This is a genomic window from Ammoniphilus sp. YIM 78166 (assembly GCF_004522215.1).
In the GTDB taxonomy this organism is placed as follows: domain Bacteria; phylum Bacillota; class Bacilli; order Aneurinibacillales; family RAOX-1; genus YIM-78166.
The window spans coordinates 184,464-205,805 of record NZ_SDLR01000003.1; the positions used below are offsets into that span (position 1 = coordinate 184,464).

At 46.6% G+C, this 21,342-nt stretch carries 19 protein-coding genes; all 19 read left to right on the plus strand.

Features of this window, described 5'->3' with window-relative positions:
- Positions 1-103 precede the first annotated feature (103 nt).
- The 19 genes from EIZ58_RS12395 (at position 104) to EIZ58_RS12480 (ending at position 21,337) form a co-directional block, all read left to right on the plus strand.
- Positions 104-811 (plus strand): FadR/GntR family transcriptional regulator, encoded by a 708-nt coding sequence (locus EIZ58_RS12395; protein ID WP_134701135.1) that lies wholly within the window; start codon positions 104-106, stop codon positions 809-811.
- A gap of 162 nt (positions 812-973) precedes the next feature.
- Positions 974-2,032: a TRAP transporter substrate-binding protein gene (locus tag EIZ58_RS12400; protein WP_134701136.1), complete on the plus strand. Its 1,059-nt coding sequence runs from the start codon at positions 974-976 to the stop codon at positions 2,030-2,032.
- Positions 2,033-2,085: 53 nt separating this feature from the next.
- Positions 2,086-2,388 carry an NIPSNAP family protein gene (locus EIZ58_RS12405; protein WP_205672181.1) on the plus strand — a complete coding sequence of 101 codons (303 nt, stop codon included), beginning with the start codon at positions 2,086-2,088 and terminating at the stop codon, positions 2,386-2,388.
- Between the two features lie 124 nt (positions 2,389-2,512).
- Positions 2,513-3,769 carry a benzoate/H(+) symporter BenE family transporter gene (locus EIZ58_RS12410; protein WP_134701138.1) on the plus strand — a complete coding sequence of 419 codons (1,257 nt, stop codon included), beginning with the start codon at positions 2,513-2,515 and terminating at the stop codon, positions 3,767-3,769.
- A 401-nt stretch (positions 3,770-4,170) separates the two neighbouring features.
- Positions 4,171-5,334 carry an iron-containing alcohol dehydrogenase gene (locus EIZ58_RS12415; protein WP_134701139.1) on the plus strand — a complete coding sequence of 388 codons (1,164 nt, stop codon included), beginning with the start codon at positions 4,171-4,173 and terminating at the stop codon, positions 5,332-5,334.
- Positions 5,335-5,356: 22 nt separating this feature from the next.
- A complete protein-coding gene (locus EIZ58_RS12420) occupies positions 5,357-6,403 on the plus strand; it encodes a TRAP transporter substrate-binding protein (RefSeq protein ID WP_134701140.1) in 1,047 nt (348 codons plus the stop codon).
- A gap of 32 nt (positions 6,404-6,435) precedes the next feature.
- Entirely contained in the window at positions 6,436-7,866 is a 1,431-nt protein-coding gene (locus EIZ58_RS12425; RefSeq protein ID WP_305034062.1) for an NAD-dependent succinate-semialdehyde dehydrogenase, read from the plus strand.
- A gap of 13 nt (positions 7,867-7,879) precedes the next feature.
- The gene (locus tag EIZ58_RS12430; RefSeq protein WP_134701142.1) at positions 7,880-9,304 is read left to right on the plus strand and encodes an FAD-binding oxidoreductase; all 1,425 of its coding nucleotides are present in this window, start codon (positions 7,880-7,882) and stop codon (positions 9,302-9,304) included.
- Positions 9,305-9,312: 8 nt separating this feature from the next.
- A complete protein-coding gene (locus tag EIZ58_RS12435; RefSeq protein WP_134701143.1) occupies positions 9,313-10,611 on the plus strand; it encodes a (Fe-S)-binding protein in 1,299 nt (432 codons plus the stop codon).
- 216 nt (positions 10,612-10,827) lie between these two features.
- Positions 10,828-11,994 carry an iron-containing alcohol dehydrogenase gene (locus EIZ58_RS12440; protein ID WP_134701144.1) on the plus strand — a complete coding sequence of 389 codons (1,167 nt, stop codon included), beginning with the start codon at positions 10,828-10,830 and terminating at the stop codon, positions 11,992-11,994.
- Positions 11,995-12,010: 16 nt separating this feature from the next.
- Positions 12,011-13,063, plus strand: a complete 1,053-nt coding sequence (locus tag EIZ58_RS12445; RefSeq protein WP_134701145.1) for a TRAP transporter substrate-binding protein — start codon at positions 12,011-12,013, stop codon at positions 13,061-13,063.
- A 57-nt stretch (positions 13,064-13,120) separates the two neighbouring features.
- On the plus strand, positions 13,121-13,657 hold the full coding sequence (locus tag EIZ58_RS12450; RefSeq protein WP_134701146.1) for a TRAP transporter small permease: 537 nt from the start codon (positions 13,121-13,123) through the stop codon (positions 13,655-13,657).
- The gene (locus EIZ58_RS12455; RefSeq protein WP_134701147.1) at positions 13,657-14,919 is read left to right on the plus strand and encodes a TRAP transporter large permease; all 1,263 of its coding nucleotides are present in this window, start codon (positions 13,657-13,659) and stop codon (positions 14,917-14,919) included. The genes EIZ58_RS12450 and EIZ58_RS12455 overlap by 1 nt, the downstream gene beginning before the upstream one ends.
- Before the next feature lie 48 nt (positions 14,920-14,967).
- Positions 14,968-16,440 (plus strand): alpha-ketoglutaric semialdehyde dehydrogenase GucD, encoded by a 1,473-nt coding sequence (gucD, locus tag EIZ58_RS12460; RefSeq protein WP_134701148.1) that lies wholly within the window; start codon positions 14,968-14,970, stop codon positions 16,438-16,440.
- Between the two features lie 283 nt (positions 16,441-16,723).
- A complete protein-coding gene (locus EIZ58_RS12465; RefSeq protein ID WP_134701149.1) occupies positions 16,724-17,434 on the plus strand; it encodes a FadR/GntR family transcriptional regulator in 711 nt (236 codons plus the stop codon).
- A gap of 37 nt (positions 17,435-17,471) precedes the next feature.
- Positions 17,472-18,176 (plus strand): FadR/GntR family transcriptional regulator, encoded by a 705-nt coding sequence (locus tag EIZ58_RS12470; protein WP_134701150.1) that lies wholly within the window; start codon positions 17,472-17,474, stop codon positions 18,174-18,176.
- Positions 18,177-18,676: 500 nt separating this feature from the next.
- Positions 18,677-18,850 carry a hypothetical protein gene (locus EIZ58_RS33285; protein WP_167577655.1) on the plus strand — a complete coding sequence of 58 codons (174 nt, stop codon included), beginning with the start codon at positions 18,677-18,679 and terminating at the stop codon, positions 18,848-18,850.
- Positions 18,851-18,878: 28 nt separating this feature from the next.
- Positions 18,879-19,322 carry a CapA family protein gene (locus tag EIZ58_RS12475; protein ID WP_167577656.1) on the plus strand — a complete coding sequence of 148 codons (444 nt, stop codon included), beginning with the start codon at positions 18,879-18,881 and terminating at the stop codon, positions 19,320-19,322.
- 449 nt (positions 19,323-19,771) lie between these two features.
- Positions 19,772-21,337, plus strand: coding sequence for a spore germination protein (locus tag EIZ58_RS12480; protein WP_134701152.1), 1,566 nt, complete (start codon positions 19,772-19,774; stop codon positions 21,335-21,337).
- The last annotated feature ends 5 nt before the right edge of the window (positions 21,338-21,342 follow it).

Consider the following 21,342-nt stretch of genomic DNA (forward strand, 5'->3'; position numbering starts at 1 on the left):
TTTGTACTAAGGATCTGATCTCTGTATAATAGTTGAATAAATAGAGGTCGGACCACCTAGCCATTTGACCTTCGTGACAATTATTATATAGAGGTGTCTAGCCATGATAAATTACACTCCGATTAAGAAACAAAAGATATTTGAGCAAATTATGGAAAAGATCAGGCAATCGATCGAAAAAGGCGATTTGCATCCTGGGGATAAGCTTCCCTCTGAGAGGGAGCTAGCAGCCATGTTTTCCGTTTCAAGAGGTGCGGTTCGAGAAGCGATAGGCGCATTAGCATCAAGAGGTATTATTATCGTTAAACCAGGTTTGGGCAATTTTCTAGCCGCGTTGAGTAATGAAGAACTCTTGAATCTGTTCAATCTCGTATTTGTGGAAGGGGAAGTTAACCTGCTTGAGATGTTAGAGTGGCGTCAGGGAATCGAGAGCAATGCAGCCTACTATGCAGCCGCACGTCGAACGGAACAAGATCTTCACAACATTAGAGAAGCACTTGAAAAGCTTGAATATTCAATGGGTCAGTTGGAGCTGGCAGCAGAAGAAGACTTTAAGTTTCACAACGCCATTATGGAAGCGTCTCATAACACACTGATGATTAACACCTTCAAACTCATTTCCACCATTTTCAGACAAGGGGTATATGAGGCCAGAATTGATGCCCTGAAGATTCCGGGTAAGTCGGAAATTGTGCTGAATGAGCACCGATTGATCTATCAGGCTATCCTCGAAGGTAATCCGGAGAAAGCTTGCCAAGCGATGAATAATCATATTGTTAACATTGGAGACCAAGTTGAAACCTTTTCCTAATGGAAGAGGGGAACCGGCGGACTCTATGGTCGAAGATTTCATAGGCAGCGGGAATGTATTGGCTAGTCCGAGGCTAACCCATGCAAAGGATATTCAGTGGTTAATTGAAAATGCTTATAAAGGAATATTATAAAAAATCTTATTAGTAGGGGATAAAAAAATATGAAAAAGTTTGCTTTACCGCTTGCAACCATATTGTCTTCAGCTTTGATTCTAGGAGCTTGTTCATCTGATACGCCACAGGCTTCTTCGAGTGAATCCGACGGGACGAATAAAGTTTATGAAATTAAACTCTCCCATTCCTCACCAGCAACAGAAGATCGTTTGGAAAACTCGTTGCAAGAATTTAAAAAGAAAGTAGAAGAACGAACGAATGGCGCTATCAAGATTACCACCTTTCCTGCCAGTCAATTGGGGGGTGAGCGTGAACAGCTGGAAGGCGTTCAAATGGGATCCATTCACATGGCTGCACTAGCTGGCCCGCTTCCTAGCGTTTACCCGGAGATCATGGTAATTGAAATGCCATATCTTTTCAAAAATGAAGAAATCGCCTATGAAGTGCTAGATGGGCCTGTTGGCCAGGAAATTTTGGATGGCATGCTTGAGAAGACCGGAATTCGTGCTTTGGCCTGGGGAGAAAATGGGTTCCGTAATTTTACGAACAATAAGCACCCCATCAAAAAGCCGGAAGACGTGAAAGGCTTGAAGATCAGAACGATGGAAAACCCTGCTCACATGGCGATGGTGGTGTCGTTAGGGGGCTCCCCGACGCCTATGGCATTCGGTGAAGTGTATTCTTCCTTGCAGCAAGGTGTCATTGATGGGCAAGAGAACCCTGTTTCCCTTATCGAGAGTATGAGATTCTATGAAGTGAATAAGTATGCCACATTGGATGGACATGTTTATAATCCGTATGCCTTTATCATCAATGAGAGCTTATATCAGAGTTTCCCAGATGAATATAAACAGATTATCCAAGAAGAAGCTAAGAATTGGAGCGACTTACAACGAAAAATGAACCAAGAGCAAGTGGCTAAGGGGATTGAAAACCTTAAGGGGCACGGCATGCAGGTCGAAACGTTGACGGATGAAGAAAAAGAGGCATTCCGCACAGCTACGCAACCCGTCTATGATCGTTTCCGTAACGAATTAGGCGTGGAATTGATGGATAAAGTATTGAAGGCGGTTGAGGAAGCAGAAGCCAAGATGGCCAAGAAGTAGGATGATTACTAAAGACTATTATGATGCGGGGAGAATGATATATGTTTTACGAAATGAGAACCTATACTATCAAAATTGGACAAGTTTCAACCTACCTTGAGCACTTCGAAAAAGTGGGCCTGCCCATCATCTCGAAGTACGCTAGGCTAGTGGGATGGTGGTATACGGATATAGGTGAACTAAATCAGGTTATTCATATTTGGGAATATGAAAGCTTAGATGATCGGGCCAGCAGAAGAAAAGCACTATATGAAGATACGGACTGGTTAGAGAAATTTATTCCTATAGCCTTCCCTATGCTAGAGAAGCAAGAATCGAAAATCATGTACGCAGCTAATTTTTCACCGATTAAATAAAATTTTAAAATCTTTCAACTCCATACCAGCTTGCGGATATCCCAAGTGTATTTACACCTGGGATTTTCCCCTTCTTAGAAAGGATGATCAGGGTGAAACTTCACCGAATTGAGGCTAGAAAAAAATGAATACAGCACCGAAGTATCAAGAGATTCCCGTTCATAAACGGAATGGAGGTAAGGGTTTACCTCGATTACTATCCGATGTGAATGCTCAGAACACCTCAACGGGACTGATTTCCGCGACCTTAATGATGACAAGTCCCATTATCATGCTCTTTGAAGTCGCGGAAAATGGCGGATTGACTGTTCAGCAGACGATAAACTGGATGTTTGCCGCTTACTTGTTTGCTGGCTTGCTTGGCATCTATATGGCCATTCGATATCGGATACCTATTACAGGAGGGAGTTCCTTAACGGGGGTGGCCTTCTTGACAACGGTAGCTTCCCAATTTACGTATCCGGAAATGATCGGCGGTTTTATTATGTCTGGACTCATTATTTATTTAGTCGGTCTTTCCGGGATCTTCACCAGGATTATCAAATGGGTTCCAAGAGAAGTCATATCGGCGATGATGGCAGGACTCGTGGCCAGCTATGCCGTTCGAATGGTTCCTTCTTTTCGGGAAATGCCCCTAGTGGGTGGAGCAGCACTGATCAGTTTTTTATTATTTTTGAAGTACAGCAAGCGGATTTCTCCTGCCTTAGGGGCAATGGTCGTAGCCGCCTGCACTTTGGGACTGACCCAGAAGATTGAAATAGCCGACTTGCCGGTCCATCCCTTTCTCTTTAGCTGGCAGCCCCCGGAATTTACTTGGATGGCATTACTTACCTTGGCTCTCCCGTTGGCGATGCTCATACTTAGCAATGATGCGGCTGTCGGAGTGAGTGCCTTGCAATCCGCGGGATATAAACCTCCCATTAAACAGACTTTATGCACCAGTGGGATCTTCTCGATGATCACGAGCCTAGCTGGTGGACAATGTGCGAATATTGCAGGGATGATGTCGGCGATTTGTGCTTCGAGTGAATCAGGGCCCAATTCCAAGCGTTATATGGCGTCGGTAGTGTCAGGAATAGGAACGATCTTATTTGGCATCTTTGCTTGGCAGATTGTACCGTTAATCCAATCCTTACCCCAAGCACTCATTACGATTTTAGCTGGATTCTCTTTAATTGGGGTTTTACTATCCAACTTGCAAACTGGGTTTTCAGGGAATAACTTTCCGATGAGTTCACTCCTGTCCTTTCTTATTGCCTTATCCAACGTCAGCTTTTTCCATATTAGCTCCGTCGTCTGGGCCTTGCTGTTAGGCGCTCTTGTATCGAAGACGATTGAAAAGCCGAATCGCCCTTTCGTTAAAGAGTCAAATAATGTTTAAAAACCCTAAGCGAAAGGCTTGGGGTTTTTATGTATGTGTTTAAGAACACCTGGCAGTGGATCTAAGTCACACGATCATTCTTGGAAGACGAAATCATGATTGTAACGATTACCCATCGCTTTGAAGATCGAATTCAATTCTATGAGCTGATTGCAATCTCTATATTATCGGATAGAGATCTTTTTCAAGAATGATTTAACTCTCTCATAGATAGAAAAAGATATTGAAAATGTTTGAACCTTATAGTAATATCTTTTACAGGTAAGCTGGTAGGACCACACGACCACCTAACCGATTGACTTCCAAGGACCTTGCACTAAGCAATCCTGGTTGGTGAGGCAAGAAGGGAAGAAAATATACTTAATTCATAGATTAGAAGGAGCAGGAAGGAGTAAGTGGAAGTGGAGAAATATAATTATTTTATGCCTACCCAAATGAAATGCGGGCAAGGCCTTGCTGGAAAAACTGGTATGTTTCTCAGGGAATATACAAGGGATAAAGTACTTATTGTGACTGACCCTGGGGTGAGAGGGGCGAACATCCTTCAACCGATTGAAGCCTCTTTGAGCGGAGAAGGTATTCGCTTTGACATCTTTGATCAAGTCGAACCCAACCCAACCACTCAGGTATTGGAAAAGGCTTTGAAGCTATTGGGGAATGGCAAATATGACCTGATCTTGGGCGTTGGAGGGGGAAGCAGCCTAGATACGGCCAAAGCCATTGCTGCTATGGCAAATAACGGCGGGAACATCCTGGATTATGAAGGAGTAAACAAACTTCTCCATCCAGCACTTCCGATCGTAGCGATTCCTACTACGATTGGGACAGGCAGTGAAGGGACTCCCTCTACGGTAGTGACAAACTCCGAGACCCATTTCAAGACAGCGATTATCAGTCCCTATTTGTATCCGAAGCTAGCGATCTTGGACCCTGAGCTTGTGCTCCAACTGCCTTCTCCCATTGTTGCTGCAACCGGCATGGATGCGCTTACCCATGCCATCGAATCGTATACCTCGAAATACGCTAGCCCGGTTAGCCAGGCCTTGGCGATACAAGCCGCGAAAATGATTGGGGAGAACCTAAAGAAAGCTTATTTTGTAGGAACGGACATGCAAAGCAAAGAGAACATGCTTGTTGCTTCATTCATGGCCGGAGTGGCCTTTGCCCAATCCCGTTTAGGAAATGTGCATGCGATCTCCCATACCTTTGGGGGCGTATTCAATATCCCTCATGGAATTGCCAACGCAACGCTCTTGCCTTATGTCCTAGCCTATAATCTGCCAGCCTGTCCCAAAAGATACAGGGACATTGCGATTGCGTTAGGTGAAGATGTCACTGGTCTATCGGAAATGGAAGCAGGGAAAAAAGCGATCCAGGCCGTGGTAAGCCTCAATGAGACGCTGAACATTCCTAACAATATCAAGGATTTGGGAGTTTCATTGGAATATTTGCAGCAAATGATAAGCGACTCGATGAGAAGCGGGAATGTATTGGCGAATCCTAGATTGACTTCCGACAAGGATATCAAGCAAATCATTGAAAGTGCGTATTACGGAGTATTGTAAACATAAAAAAGGGGGAAAAGTCATGAAAAAATTCTTCTTATCTATGGCATTAACACTAGCGGTGGGATCTGTGCTATCGGCATGCAGTTCATCGGATAAACCGACTGATGCAGCAACATCCGGAGCAGGGCAAGTCTATGAAATCAAAATTGCGCACTCCGCTCCAGCAACGGATGACCGCCTGGAAACCTCATTACAGGAATTCAAAAAAGAAGTGGAAGCAAAAAGTAACGGCGCCATTAAGATCAGTACCTTCCCAGCCAATCAGCTCGGCGGGGAAAGAGAGCAGCTTGAAGGCGTGCAATTGGGATCGATCCACATGGCTGCGATTACGACAGGACCCTTGCCTAGTATTTTTAAGCAATCGATGATTTTTGACATGCCGTATCTCTTTAAAAATGACAAGATAGCTTATGAAGTGCTAGATGGTCCGGTGGGTCAGGACATTCTCCAAAAGATGGCGAATGAGACAGGAGTCCGCGGCTTGGCATGGGGCGAGAATGGGTTCAGGCATTTCACGAACAGCAAGAGGCCAATCCGAAAGCCGGAAGACCTGAAAGGTTTGAAAATCAGAACGCAAGAAAATCCTGCGCACATGGATCTAGTAACCGCATTGAAAGCTAGTCCTACACCGATGGCCTTCGGTGAAGTATATTCCTCTTTGCAGCAGGGCGTCATTGATGGACAAGAAAACCCGGTTTCCTTAATTGAAAGCGTACGTTTCTATGAAGTGAATAAACATGCGACATTGGATGGTCATGTTTATAGTCCCTATGTCCTCATGATTAATGATGTATTCTATCAAGGGTTGCCGGCTGAACTTCAAGCCTTGTTATCGGATGCAGCGAAAAATTGGAGCGCTTTGGAGCGAGACTTAAATCAAAAGCAGGAAGCTGCTGGAATTGAAAACCTCAAGGCCAATGGCATGGAAGTGATCACACTGACGGATAAAGAGAAGACGGCATTCCAAGTAGCGACTAAATCGGTTTATGAAAAGTATCGCAGCGAATTAGGCGCGGAATTGGTAGACCAAGTTTTAGCTGCGGTAGCCGAAGCGGAAAAGAAGTAGAAGAGAGAAATGAACATGGAGGGATTTAAATGTTGTATATAAATGGGGAATTTTGTAACGCTCAGTCCAATAAAACGTTTGATGTGATCAACCCGGCTACAGGTGAAGTGGTCCGGACAGTAGCTAAGGGCGGAGCTGCAGATGCTCAAGCTGCCATTGATGCAGCCCAAGAAGCGTTCAAGCCATGGTCCCGTCTAACGGCTAAGGACCGCTACGCTTATCTGAAAAAGACGGCTGACATCCTTCGTGGCCGTACGGATGAGATTGCCCAATTGATTACCCTGGAAATGGGCAAGCCTCTTGCGGAAGCAAAGGGTGAAATTGGGCTTGCGATTGATTATCTTGACTGGTATGCGGAAGAAGGAAAGCGCATCTACGGAGATACCATTCCTGCATCGACTCCGAACAAGCGATTGATGGTCCTTCGTCAGCCTGTTGGTGTCGTTGGGGCGATCACGCCGTGGAATTTCCCGATTGCCATGATCACCCGCAAGCTGGCGCCTGCTCTGGCTGCTGGATGTACAATGATCGTGAAGGCTGCATCAGCCACGCCGCTGGCTGCTATTGAAGTATTCAAGGCGTTGCATGAAGCGGGGGTGCCGAAGGGGGTTGCGAATCTGGTAAACGGTTCTGCATCAGAAGTCGTAGGCACCTTGATGGCCAGTCCCGTTGTTCGCAAAATCACGTTTACGGGATCAACAGAAGTAGGGAAGGAACTCGTGCGTCAGTCGGCAGATACCATGAAGAAAGTGTCCATGGAGTTGGGCGGACACGCTCCGTTTCTTGTTTTTGAAGATGCTGATTTAGAGAAAGCGGCAGAGGGTGCCATTGCCAGCAAGTTCCGCAACGCCGGCCAAACTTGCGTTTGCACCAACCGAATTTATGTGCAGAAGTCGGTGGCTGACGAGTTTGCTGCGATCATGGCTGAAAAAATGAAGCGGCTTGTCATGGGTAACGGGCTGCAAGAAGGTGTTACCATCGGTCCGATGATTGATCGCGCGGCCATGGATAAAGCACAAGAGCATATTGATGATGCCGTCGAAAAAGGGGCCACCCTTCTGTCTGGAGGAAGCAAGGTTACAGAAGGCGAGCTTGAAAAAGGCTGCTTCTTCGCTCCAACGGTATTGCTCAATGCCACCCATGAGATGAAAATTGCCTATGAGGAAACCTTCGGGCCGGTTGCTCCGATCTTCACCTTCGAAACTGAGGAAGAGGTTATCCGATACGCCAATGATACCGTATATGGCCTAGCTTCCTATGTATACACGAAAGATGGTTCTCGCATGTTCCGCGTAGCGGAAGCCCTGGATTATGGCATAGTTGGAATTAACGATGCCCTGCCTACAGTCGCACAGGCGCCTTTTGGCGGCATCAAGGAATCTGGCGTTGGGCGCGAAGGTGGAAAGTACGGCATTGAGGATTATTTGGAGTATAAATTCCTGTCCCTGCAGTTGGACATATAAAAGGATGATCATCATGGCTTACAGAAGAGTTGATATTGAGATCATACGCCAGATTCGTTCAAAGATTGCCGATGATAAGCGCGTCATGACGGAAAAGCAGGATTTGGCAGGTTATTCCTATGATGGCTCGTTCGGCAGTTATATGCCGGAAGTCGTGGTTCAGCCGAAGAGTACTGAAGAAGTGGCTGCTATCGTGAAGCTAGCTTATGAGAATACCATTCCGATCATCCCGCGGGGACAGTCCACCTCCCTTTCCGGTGGCCCGCTGCCTGTGGAGGGCGGCATTGTGCTGGATTTGTCCAAGATGGATCAGAAGCTGGAGGTCATTGTGGACGATCTGATCGTTGTGGTCTCGCCTGGCGTGCTTACCGGTAATATCCATGCAGCTGCCGAGAGGGCGGGTCTCATGTACCCGCCTGATCCCAGCAGCTCTGCGGTCTCCACGATCGGGGGAAATCTGGCGGAGAATTCCGGCGGGCCGCGTGGGCTGAAATATGGCGTGACCAAGGATTATGTATTGGGTTTAGAGTTGGTGACGCCGCAAGGAGAGATCATCCGCACGGGTGGGCGCACCGTGAAGAACGTAACGGGCTATGATCTGACCAAGCTCATTGTGGGTTCGGAAGGAACGCTCGGGATCATCACGGAAGCGACGCTGCAGCTTATTCCAAAGCCGCTGGGAACAGCTACCTTGATGGCCATCTTTGACGATATCGTGACATCGGGGGAAGCGATTTCCAAGGTCCTTACCTCAGGCATCCTGCCTGCAAAGATGGAGATTATGGACCAGGCCTGCATTCAAGCCGTTGAATCGTATAAGCCAAGCGGACTGCCTGTGGATGCCGAAGCGATCATACTGATTGAGGTGGACGGGCATCCGCGTGCCGTCGAAGAAGAAATAAAGGAAGCGGCCCAGATCTGCGAAACGATTGGGGCGCGCAGCGTGCGAATAGCCAGTACGCAAGCTGAGCGCGAAAGTCTCTGGAAGGCGCGGAAAATGGTTTCACCGGCCATTACCCGGGTCAAGCCGACGAAAATTTCTGAGGATGCTACGGTTCCGCGCAGCCAGATTCCGGAAATGTTTGCGCGCTTAAAAAAGATTCGCGAAAAATATAAGGTCAATCTCGTTGTATTTGGGCATGCGGGCGATGGCAATCTTCATCCCAATATCGTTGCGGATAAACGGGATAAGGAAGAAATGAAACGCGTAGAGAAGGCCGTTGCTGAGATTTTTGAAACAGCCATTGAATTGGGAGGCACGCTTTCCGGGGAGCATGGCATCGGTAATATGAAGGCGCCGTTCATGGAGATGGAGCTGGGTGCTGCAGGGCTGGACATGATGAGGCGGATCAAAGAGAGCTGGGATCCGAAGAACATCATGAATCCAGGGAAGATTTTCCCGGAGCCGGGACAGAAGCTCAACTTAACGGAAGGGTAGTGAACAACATGACGAAGGGAATGGTCTTGCCATACGACGAAACGGTCCAGTGCGTCCAATGCGGCTACTGCTTGCCGGCTTGTCCTACCTACCTGACGATGGAAAAGGAGACCCATTCGCCGCGCGGGCGGATCAATCTGGTGAAAATGGCAGCCGAGGGTCACCTCACTCTGGATGAGCTGGAAAAGCCGATTGACCTTTGCCTTGGGTGCCGCGCTTGTGAGACAGCCTGCCCGTCAGGGGTGCAATACGGCAAAATCCTGGAAGATACGAAGGAAGTCCTGGCTGAGCATAAAGGAAAGAGAACCTCCAAAAAGGTCCGTTGGATTCAGGACAAGCTATTTCGGGATGTCTTCCCTGAATCAAAAAAACTGCAGCTTGCTGCGGATCTTATCTGGCTATACCAATCGACGGGAGTTCAGTCATTGGCTAATAAAGGGAAGCTGAATCGCGTGCTTCCTGAAAATCTCTGGGCATTTGAGGAAGTGCTCCCGGAGGTGAGTTCCCCTGCGGAGCGCAGAAAGAGGCCTCATCGGTTTGAACCTCCAGCGGAAACGGCACCCCGGTTTAAAGTAGCCTTTTTTGTCGGCTGTGTGATGGACGCCATTTTTGAAAAAATCAATCGCTTATCCATGGAATTGCTGGCTCTGTCAGGCTGCGAGGTTCAAGTCATCCGCGAACAGACCTGCTGCGGTGCGCTCCATGCCCACGCCGGGAGGCGAGACGACACGAAAGTGCTGGCTAAGCAAAACATCGAGGCTTTTGAAAAGATGGACGTGGACTTCATCGTGAATAATGCGGGAGGCTGCGGCGCGATGCTCGTTGAGTACCACCATCTTTTTCATGGGGATCCGGAGTGGGAAGATCGCTCCAAAGCATTTGTGGCCAAAGTTCGCGATATTAGCGAGGTGCTTGCGCAGTGCGAACTGCCGCTTACGAACCCTATTCATGAAATTGTCACATACCAGCGCTCCTGCCACATGACCAATGTACAGAAAATCACGAAGGAGCCATTAGATCTCATCAAGCGCATTCCAGGCGTTACTTTCAGAGAAATGGCCAATCCTAACATGTGCTGCGGGTCTGCTGGGATCTATAATGTAGTGAACTACGAGGAATCCATGGAGGTTCTCGATGTCAAAATGCAAACGGTAAAAGAAACCCGAGCGACGGTGATCATCACGACCAATCCAGGCTGTTTATTGCAAATGAAGCTGGGAGTGAAACGTGAACAGGATAGGGTGCCTAGTCGGTCAAGAGCCGTTCATTTAGTAGAATTGCTTGCTGAATCTGCAGGTTTGGTTTAATAGAATAACAGTTTAATAGTTATTCTTTCCTGTTTGCAATCAAATTTGTTTCTATGTATTGATAATTATAGTATTTTATAGTAGTATCATTAAAGGTAAGGTGGTCCTACCACATAGCCACACTACCGGATAAGATCAAAACATTCATTAAAATCGGAAAGGGTGGACAACCCTTTCCACCTGTAAAGTTTTAGAGATAAAAGAGGAGGGGTATATTTGCAATCGCATTCTTTTTTTACACCGACCAAAGTAGTCTGGGGAAGAGGTCTATCGAATAACACAGGTGAAATCCTTAAGCCTTATGTTCAGCGAAAGCTTCTCATCGTAACCGATCAGGGGGTGAGAAACGCAAATCTTCTTCAAGGGATTGAATCATCCCTTAATGAAAGAAACATAGATTACTGCATTTTCGATCAGGTAGAGCCGAATCCAAGTGCTGAAATTGTTGACCGCGGAACCATCGTCCTACGAGAAACGAACTGCGATGCCGTTCTTGGAGTTGGTGGAGGAAGCAGCATCGATACCGCAAAAGGAATCGCTGCCATGGCCAACAACGAAGGGAAAATCCTGGATTATGAAGGCGTAGGGAAGCTAAGGAATCCCGCTATTCCTTTATTTGCGATCCCAACGACAGCAGGAACGGGCAGTGAGGTAACCAACTCAACAGTCGTAACCAATAAGCAGACCTCCTTCAAAGCCGCGGTCATCAGCCCTTATATGCTACCGATTATCGCCATATTGGACCCGATGCTTACGATTAACTTGCCGCAAAGCATTACGGCCGCAACTGGAATGGATGCGCTTACGCATGCGATTGAATCCTATACGTCCAAGCAAGCTACGCCTGTCAGCAAGTCTTTTGCCATCTCTGCAGTGAAAATCATCGGAGAAAACCTGCGTAAGTCCTACTTTGTCGGTACGGATGTTGAAAGCCGAGAAAACATGCTGTTGGCTTCGATGATGGCAGGAGCAGCTTTTGCACAGTCCCGTTTAGGCAATGTTCATGCGATTTCGCATACTTTTGGAGGGGTTTTCAATATCCCGCACGGAATTGCCAATGCGACGCTGCTTCCCTTTGTTATGAAATACAATTTGCCTGCCTGCCCGAATGAAATGAGCGATATTGCAGCGGCACTGGGCAAGGATATTTCCGGACGTTCCGCTGAAGAGGCAGCTTACCTAGCCATTGAAGCCGTTCAAGAAATGAACCGGGATTTTGAAATTCCTCATAATATCAAGGACCTTGGCGTTTCTCTCGATTACTTGCCGCAACTGGTAGAGGATTCCATGCGAAGCGGTAACGTATTCGTCAATCCGAGGCTGACCCGTGCTGCCGATATACAGGCTATCATCGAAAATGCTTACCATGGAATCATGGAATAAACTGGAGGTAAGGGTCATGAAAAAAATATCAACATTGCTGTCCATCGCGTTGTCCTCTATTGTTTTGCTGTCGGCTTGCTCCTCATCCGATCAACCTGCGCAGACAAGTGCTGCTCCCGAAGCGGGAAAGGTTTACAGCATTAAGATTGCGCATAATTCGCCGCAGTCGAATGACCGATTGGAAGACTCCTTGCAGGCATTCAAAAAAGAAGTGGAAGAGAAAAGCAATGGAGCGATTCAGATTTCCACTCATCCTGCCGGCCAGCTGGGAGGAGAACGGGAGAATATGGAAGGGGTTCAAATGGGATCCATCGAAATGGCGGTTCTTTCTACAGGCCCGATCCCAGGCATATACCCAAACATGATGGTTACCGATCTTCCGTTCCTGTTCAAAAATGAGCAGATCGCTGACGCCGTGCTGGATGGGCCGGTTGGACAAGAAATCCTGGATGGCATGAGCTCTGTTGGGGTCAAAGGTTTAGCCTGGGGTGAAAATGGTTTCCGTCATTTTGCAAACAAGGTCAGACCCATTGAAAAACCCGAGGATATTCAAGGCTTGAAGATCCGCACCATGGAAAATCCGGCGCATATGGCTATGGTTCAATCGATGGGAGGGTCCCCGACGCCGATGGCCTTTGGTGAAGTATACACTTCCGTTCAGCAAGGAGTCATCGATGGCTTGGAAAATCCGATTTCCCTTATGGAGAGCATGCGCTTCTATGAAGTCAGTAAGTACTTCACGCTGGACGGCCACCTCTATGGTCCCTACGTGATGATGATGAATGCTGATTTCTTTAACAGCTTGCCTCAAGACCTGCAAACTATCATTCAAGAGGCGGCTAAAGATTGGAGCAAGCTTGAACGTGACCTGAACCGCAAGCAGGAAGCGAAAGGGCTGGAAAATATGAAAGCGCAAGGCATGGAAGTGGTCGAGCTGAGCAGCGAGCAAAAGGATGCATTCCAGAAGGCCACCCAGCCGGTATACGATAAATACCGAAATGAATTGGAAGCCGGGCTGGTTGATAAAATTGTGGAAGCCGTCAAGCAAGCCGAAAAAGAACATCAATAACGCAAGCGGGGGATTGATCTCCCCCCAGAAAATTTCTCTAAAGGTGGTGGAAACCATATGAGTGGACTGATCCGCAAGATCGATAGCATCCTGACAAAAATCGAAGAATCCATCATCTTTGTGTTTTTGTTTATTATGCTGGCTGTTGTTTTTTGGGGGGTCTTTAACCGTTTCCTGTTAAAGGATTCATTGTCTTGGGCAGAGGAGCTTGCCAGATATTTAATGATATGGGCGACTTTCATTGCTGCTAGTTTGGGTGTCAAAAGATCCATGCATATTAGTATTGATGTAGCAACCGTTTATCTCCCTGAAAAAGCCAAGCGAGTGGTTACTTTGTTAAGTCATTTTATAGCTTTGTGCTTTTGTATTCTTCTCATCGCCATCGGCATGCCTTTTGTTATGAAACTGATTGCTACCAACCAGCTATCTCCCGCCATGCGGGTGCCGATGTACTTAGTCTATTCGGCTGTCCCTGTGGGTGTATTGTTGATGGCTTTTCGATATGTGCTTGTAATATTAGAAGGATTCCTATCTTTTAGGGATACCAAGGAAGACAAGCAGAAAGACACTGAAAGAAAGGAGGCTACAGTCTGATGAGCAGTACGTTATTCCTGTCGCTGGCCGCGCTTCTCCTATTGAATGTGCCCTTGGCTGTTTCTATAGCCTTAGCGTGCATCTTGGCCATTGTATTGGTTTCCGATGTCCCTTCATTCGTCGTCGTGCAAAGGATGTTTACCGGATTGGATTCCTTCCCTCTAATGGCTATCCCCTTTTTCATTATTGCAGGAAAGATTATGGAGGTTGGGGGGATCTCCAAGCGCCTGATTGATTTTGCAGCCAGTATTGTCGGTTCCATGACAGGCGGATTAGCCATCATTGCGATATTAGCCAGTATGTTCTTTGCTGCCATCTCTGGCTCTGCGCCTGCCACGGTGGCTGCCATCGGAAGCATTATGGTCCCAGCCATGGTAAAAGCGGGGTACGATAAAGGCTTTTCCATCGCTCTCATGGCGGTAAGCGGTACAATTGGTGTCATCATTCCGCCAAGCATTCCCTTTGTTACCTACGGTCTGACGGCCAATGTGAGTGTCGGCAATCTTTTTGTAGCGGGTGTGGTGCCCGGCATACTCGTTGGGGTTAGTCTGATGGTCTACAGCTATTTCATAGCCAAGAAACGCGGGTACAAAGGAGCAGAGAAAACTTCGCTTTCCAAATTTTTCCGCACTTTCAAAGCATCGATTTGGGGCTTGCTAATGCCCATCATTATTCTTGGCGGAATTTATGGAGGGTTTTTTACCCCTACCGAATCTGGGGTTATCGCCTGTGTTTACGGTTTGATTATCTCGATTTTTGTGTACAGAGAGATGAAGCCGAAAGATTTGAAGGCAGTCTTTGTTGATTCAGGTCTCATTTCCTCCATGGTTCTTCTGATTATCGCAACGGCCAATGTGATGAGCTGGATATTAACTACCGAACAGGTTCCGCAAAAAGTTGCTGAATTTGTAGGCTCCTTCGCCACCAGCGCGACGATGCTCCTCATCTTTATTAATCTGGTTCTGTTGATTGTCGGTACTTTCCTGGAGCTGAATGCTGCAATCATCATTTTGGTTCCCATGCTGATGCCATTGATAGCTCAGTTTGATATTAATCCGATCCATTTTGGGGTGATTATGATCGTAAACCTGTCCATCGGCTTGCTAACCCCTCCGTTGGGCGTCAATCTGTTTGTCGCGAAAAGTCTGGGAGATATCTCTTTTAATACCATTGTCCGCAGAGTGGTGCCATTCTTGATCATCACCATTATTGATTTGATTCTATTGACCTTTATTCCTGCACTTTCTATCGGTTTCCTATAAAGCGCTTGAATTCGTAAAAAATCGGAAAGAAAAGGAAGGAACATCAAAATGACATTATCCACCGGAACACAAGTAAAAACCTATTTGAATTATATCAATGGGAAATGGGTATCCGCATCCTCTAATGAAATAGCTCCAAGTGTCAATCCGGCAAATAAGAATGAAGTGGTAGGTTACGTCCAAAGATCAAGCAAAGAAGACCTGGATCTTGCGGTAGAAGCAGCGAAAAAGGCGCAGATTCAATGGAGGAAGCTATCGGGGGCAGCAAGGGGAGAATACCTTTATAAAGTGGCCAATGTGCTTGAACAACGCTTGGACGATATTGCGAAGACCATGACAGAGGAAATGGGCAAGACTTTTCCGGAGGCGAAGGGGGAAACGGCAAGAGGAATCGCTATCTTGCGATACTACGCCGGGGAAGGCATGCGCAAGGTGGGTGATGTGATCCCTTCGACAGATAGTGAAGCCCTCATGTTTACCACCCGTGTTCCGCTTGGCGTGGTTGGATTGATTACACCTTGGAATTTCCCGGTAGCCATCCCCATATGGAAAATGGCGCCTGCACTTGTTTATGGAAATACGGTTGTCATTAAGCCGGCGCTGGAAACATCCGTAACGGCGGCTAAAATGGTAGAATGCTTTGCTGAGGCTGGACTGCCTACAGGCGTCCTTAACTTCGTAACCGGTTCCGGATCCGTCATCGGACAAGGAATCATCGATCACCCTGATATTAGCGGAATTTCATTTACCGGTTCTGATCAAGTGGGTAAGCAGGTTGCGCAAGGGGCTGTAGCCCGGGGCGCAAAGTACCAGCTGGAAATGGGCGGAAAAAACCCTGTATTTGTAGCCGATGATGCCGATCTGGAACAAGCCGTCGACGCAACCATCAGCGGGGGATTGCGTTCCACCGGCCAAAAGTGCACGGCTACGAGTCGCGTAATCGTTCAAAGTGGAGTATACGATGAATTCAAATCAAAGCTTCTTGCCAAAGTAAGAGAAATAAAGGTAGGCCATGGCTTGCATGCTGAATCCTGGATGGGTCCATGCGCGAGCGAAAACCAGCTGGAAACGGTGCTTTCCTACATCGAAAAGGGAATGGCAGAAGGCGCAACGCTCCTGCATGGCGGTAAGCGTGCCGAGGGAGAAGGATTAGAGAACGGTTATTTTGTGGAGCCTACAGTATTTGAAGATGTATATTCAAATATGATCATCGCTCAAGAAGAAATTTTTGGACCGGTGCTTGCCCTGATAAAAGTTGACACCATTGAACAAGCGCTTGAAATAGCAAACGATGTTCAATATGGCTTGAGTGCTTCGATCTTTACTCAAAATATCGGCAACATGCTTTCCTTTATCAATGAAATGGATGCAGGGCTTGTTCGCATCAATGCCGAAAGTGCCGGGGTTGAGTTACAGGCTCCATTCGGCGGTCTAAAGCAATCCAGCTCCGGTTCCCGCGAACAAGGACAAGCCGCGATAGAATTCTTTACTGCGATTAAAACGGTATTCGTTAAGGCCTAAATTAACCAATAATTACTATACAAAGCGCCTCCCTGAATCAAATTAAGCCCTTCGATTCAGAGGAGGTATTTCATTTTACTTAAAAAAGTATTCCATAGATCTATTGTGTTTATGATAGGATATAAGGACTGGCTATTGAATTCGAAATAGGAATTGAGAAAATGTATATTGAAAATTATGAAAGTATATAGTAATATCGATTTAGAATAATAGTGGTCTTACCACGGTACCGGACTATTGGGATCAGGCTAATCCTGCTTATAGTCTTGAAAGGTGGAAAAATATGGACTATGCACCAATCAAAAAGCAAAAAGTTTATGAAATCATTATAAACAGAATTAAAGAATCCCTTGAAACGGGTGATTTGAAACCGGGGGACAAACTTCCGGCAGAAAGAGAATTAGCAAGCTTGTTTTCCGTTTCTAGAGGTGCGGTTCGTGAAGCGATAAGCGTATTAGCGTCAAAAGGCATCATTGTTGTTAAGCCAGGCATTGGAAATTACTTGAATGATAATGAAGTCGATGAAATATTTAAGCTATTCGAATCCATATTTAATGAAGGGAATGTGGATCTTTTTGAATTGCTTGAATTGCGTCTTGGGATTGAGAGCTGTGCTGCCTTTTTTGCTGCTCAACGGAGAACAGAGCAGGATTTGAAACGGATCAAGCATACGTTCGACCTGCTGGAAACTTCGATAAAACAAAAAAAGCTTGCGGTAGAAGAGGATGTTGCTTTTCATTGTGCCATTGTGGAAGCAAGCCATAATACCATGATGGCCAACATGTTAAAATTAATTTCAGATACCTTTATTCGTGGGGTATATGAGGCAAGGATCGATGCTCTAAGAATCCCAGGGAAGACGGAAGAAGTGGTGGGGGAACATTATAGGATATATGAGGCCATTCTTTTGGGTGATCCGGAGATGGCGCGAAAGGCAATGGAAACGCATATCAACAATATTAAAAAGCAAATTAATTTTGTAGAAGAAACGTAGTGCTAGGATAGGAGCGGAAGAAAACGAGGTTTGGAATATGGAGAAAAAAGAAAAGATATCCCAAAAAATTGCCCGCGAGCTGTTAGCAATGATTGAAAGAAAAGAAATTATTCCGGGTTCCAAATTGCCGACGGAGATGGAATTGGCCGCCCGATTTGGTGTAAGTCGCTTACCCGTTCGTGAGGCTTTGAGCGTTTTGCGTTCCATGGGCGTCATTTATTCGCAACAAGGCGGCGGAAGCTATGTGGAAAGCAAAGTGCCGCCTTCCTTCTATCATCCATTCGAAATGGATTCCTCGGATGCGGAAAGCATCTATCATCTATTTGAAATCAGACGAATTCTTGAGCCGGAAGCGGCATATTTGGCTGCGCTGAGGCGAACGCCTGAAGATTTGGAGCACTTGCGCAATGTTTTGGAATGGCTTAAGGATGACTTTATTGCTGACGATAAGACCGGTCAGGAAGCTGACTTCGAATTTCATCGTGCCATTATTCAGGCTGCTCACAATCCAATGATGACTTACATGTTCGAGAATCTTTCTGCATTACATAAGAAAATTCTTCAAATGACATTAAGGCAAAATCTAGGTTTGACAAGGAAAAAGCAAATTGTATACAAGGAACATGAGAATATTTTCCTTGCCATTGAAGCGGAAGAACCCGAACTGGCAAAGGTACAATGTTTAGTTCATTTGAAGAATGTGGAAAAAAAGCTGCATTTATTTCTTCATGAAGGAGAGTAGTTCGAAGCGATTTCCATGGACAGGGTCCTCGTGATGTCTCGGAGCACCAGCACGTGACCGTCAACGGCAAAGCGCTTCTTACTTTACGATAACGTCCTTGATTGGCAGAAGAAAAAGGGCTCCAAGTTTACACGAAAGGGACTCCCAGAAGAGTCTCTTTTTGGTCTATTAAAAATGATAAAATTGTAGGCTGCCAAGTAGTCTTTAGAATAAAATCTTCCGGCTGGTGCCAAGGCAAAATCACGAGCAGAGCAAAAGAGAGAACCCATCAAAGGAGCAACAGGGAATAATGCTATCCAGTTGTTTGTGAGTTAGTAGCTATTGTGAAAGAAACTCAGCTCATCCAAAGGTTTAGTATACCTTAGAGCTTGTAAGGCAGAAGGGATAGAGATTAACTTTTCTAGAACATAAACCCGAATGACCACGGAGCATCTGTAGCCGAAAAGATCACCATTGGTCTCGTGGAAGCCGTTAAAGATGGTGCAGAGATTAAAAACCTTGTGATACTTGGAGATCAACAAGAGCTAAAACCTGAAATTCAACAGGGATCCACGCATGATAAGGTATTCATTTTGATCCCAGATGAGAAAACCGGAGACTACAGTTATATGTGGGTATTGGAACAAGTATGGTGGGATCCGAAGAAACAAGGCCACGGACCCAATCACATGTAAGCCCTAAAATGACAAAGAGATGACCAATATGCCAAAAATACGGATGATTGTTGCTTCGGTTGGAGATTTTGCTCCTTTCCGCGACGTTAGAAAATGCAAATCGGGAGTAAATAAGATTTGGGAGTATTTGCGCCAAGCTGACTTGTCCATCGCCAACCTGGAAATTCCGTTAACCAATGCTCTCGGGCGCGCAGATAAAGCGGCCACCATTAAAGCGGATCCCTCGCTCGCATCCTCCATAGCTGAAGTCGGGATTGACGTGCTGACAATCGCTAACAACCATGCACTTGATTATGGGGCGGAAGGCATGATGGAAGCCCGTTTCCTGCCTATTAAACTAAATTTCCAAGGTGATCCTGTGTTTTTGGATGAACCTTCTTCCGTGACGGTGCTTGATCGCTTAAATCGACTTTCCAAACCGTTCAATGTCTTGGCCGCAATCGATGGCAGCGTAGGTCGACTCAAACTGTAAACAGTCGGAGTAAAAAATGGCGAGCTGCATACATCGTACCGTTGTTGACAGCGCATAACAACTAGATTCTATCTGTCAATAATGAGCAAGATTTCCTTGATTGTTGCTTTAGTGGTAGACCGGGGAGAGGCCAATATAATGCCCTTAACACTTTAAACGAATTCATAAGAAATAGTTTTAATACTTGAGACACTGCTGCGGAGTTTTATCGTAGCGGTGTCTCTTTCTTTACATAACCTAGCCTTCCTGTTTACTTATATCAATCCGGCCCATGGAAACCGGGTAAAGGAAATTATTCACGAGGAGTACCCGGAGGCATTCATCACCACGTCTTCCAGTGTGATTATCGAATTCAATATATGGAAATGATGGTGTTAAATATGGCAGAGAAGAGGGTTGGAATGATATTTACCTTTTCCGTCGTTTTTACATAGGAGAGAGGGATTTGCGTGTTTTTTCGCAAGTGGTTCAGATCGAACGTCAAAACAGCCAAAAGTCAGCAGGGACAAAAGAGACAGGATGAAAAGCAACCGCTTTCTTCCGATTTGGATCAGAATCTCCACCTACTTCAATCAATCTATGAAGATTGCTCTGACGTCGTTTTCCGACCTTTTCTGATCGGCGGAAAAACCAAAGCGATTCTTTTATATATCGAGGGTCTGTCCAACATTGAAGAAATAGACGCCAGCGTTCTTTCACCGCTAATGGAGGAAAGCGCCGGGAAAATGAAAAACCTTAATGAATGGTTTGAAATGAAGATATCGGTTTCCAAGGTGAAGGAAATCAAAACCGTTGGTGATTGCATCGAACACCTCTCTATTGGCAACCCTCTACTGCTAGTGGAGAAGGAAATGAAAGGCTTTGCCTTAGGGTTGGCGAAGTGGGAGAAGCGGTCTGTTGAAGAACCAACGGCGGAGGCCGTGATTAGAGGAGCGCGTGAAGGGTTTACGGAATCTATAGGGGTCAATACTTCGTTGCTACGAAGGCGGTTGAGGACACCCCAATTGAAAATGAAATCGATGCAAATCGGTCGTTATACCAAGACGGAAGTCATCGTTTCCTATATGGAAGGCATCGCCGATCCTACGCTTCTGCAAGAAGTGAACACCCGGCTAAAGCGCATCGACATTGACGGTGTGCTTGAAAGCGGCTATATCGAGGAGCTGATCGAGGATAATCCCTATTCTCCCTTTCCTCAAATGCTAAATACGGAGCGCCCAGATGTAGCAGTATCCAGCTTGCTTGAAGGGCGTGTGGTTATTCTGGTTGACGGTACGCCCTTTGTGATCGTTGCCCCGATTACCCTCTATTCTTTGCTCCAGTCCAGCGAAGATTATTATCAGCGGTACATGATTGGTACGGTGATCCGCTGGCTGCGCTATGTATTCTTAGTGATTTCCCTGTTGCTTCCTTCCGTTTATGTGGCTGTGTTGACCTATCATCAAGAGATGGTGCCGACCACCCTATTGATCAGTATGGCCTCTTCCCGGGAACAGATTCCTTTCCCCGCCCTGGTTGAGGCCCTGATTATGGAAATCACCTTTGAAGCGCTGCGGGAAGCAGGAGTGCGGCTTCCCAAGCAGGTCGGGGCTGCCGTGAGCATTGTCGGGGCCTTGGTCATTGGCCAGGCAGCCGTTCAGGCCGGTATTGTTTCGGCTCCTATGGTCATGGTGGTGGCGATTACGGGCATTGCTTCCTTCACGATCCCCCGCTATACTGCGGGTATTGCTTTGCGCATGCTGCGCTTTCCCATGATCATCATGGCGGGCATGCTGGGGTTGTTAGGCGTGATGTTGGGACTGATCATCATGCTTACCCATTTGTGCAGTTTGCGATCCTTTGGCGTGCCCTACCTTAGCCCTATGGCTCCGATGAAATTCCGCGACATGAAGGATGTCTTGATGCGGGCGCCCTGGTGGATGCTCAACACACGACCTCACTTGACGGGTGAAGATAACAAATACCGGCAGGCACCGGACCAAAAGCCTGATCCGAGGCTCGGTGATGAGAGGTGAGGACG

Excerpts from the sequence above, each read along its gene's own strand:
- EIZ58_RS12395 (WP_134701135.1), top strand. The coding sequence starts at position 104 with ATGATAAATTACACTCCGATTAAGAAACAAAAGATATTTGAGCAAATT.
- EIZ58_RS12400 (WP_134701136.1), top strand. The coding sequence starts at position 974 with ATGAAAAAGTTTGCTTTACCGCTTGCAACCATATTGTCTTCAGCTTTG.
- EIZ58_RS12405 (WP_205672181.1), top strand. The coding sequence starts at position 2,086 with ATGAGAACCTATACTATCAAAATTGGACAAGTTTCAACCTACCTTGAG.
- EIZ58_RS12410 (WP_134701138.1), top strand. The coding sequence starts at position 2,513 with ATGAATACAGCACCGAAGTATCAAGAGATTCCCGTTCATAAACGGAAT.
- EIZ58_RS12420 (WP_134701140.1), top strand. The coding sequence starts at position 5,357 with ATGAAAAAATTCTTCTTATCTATGGCATTAACACTAGCGGTGGGATCT.
- EIZ58_RS12430 (WP_134701142.1), top strand. The coding sequence starts at position 7,880 with ATGGCTTACAGAAGAGTTGATATTGAGATCATACGCCAGATTCGTTCA.
- EIZ58_RS12435 (WP_134701143.1), top strand. The coding sequence starts at position 9,313 with ATGACGAAGGGAATGGTCTTGCCATACGACGAAACGGTCCAGTGCGTC.
- EIZ58_RS12445 (WP_134701145.1), top strand. The coding sequence starts at position 12,011 with ATGAAAAAAATATCAACATTGCTGTCCATCGCGTTGTCCTCTATTGTT.
- EIZ58_RS12450 (WP_134701146.1), top strand. The coding sequence starts at position 13,121 with ATGAGTGGACTGATCCGCAAGATCGATAGCATCCTGACAAAAATCGAA.
- EIZ58_RS12455 (WP_134701147.1), top strand. The coding sequence starts at position 13,657 with ATGAGCAGTACGTTATTCCTGTCGCTGGCCGCGCTTCTCCTATTGAAT.
- gucD (WP_134701148.1), top strand. The coding sequence starts at position 14,968 with ATGACATTATCCACCGGAACACAAGTAAAAACCTATTTGAATTATATC.
- EIZ58_RS12465 (WP_134701149.1), top strand. The coding sequence starts at position 16,724 with ATGGACTATGCACCAATCAAAAAGCAAAAAGTTTATGAAATCATTATA.
- EIZ58_RS12470 (WP_134701150.1), top strand. The coding sequence starts at position 17,472 with ATGGAGAAAAAAGAAAAGATATCCCAAAAAATTGCCCGCGAGCTGTTA.
- EIZ58_RS12475 (WP_167577656.1), top strand. The coding sequence starts at position 18,879 with ATGCCAAAAATACGGATGATTGTTGCTTCGGTTGGAGATTTTGCTCCT.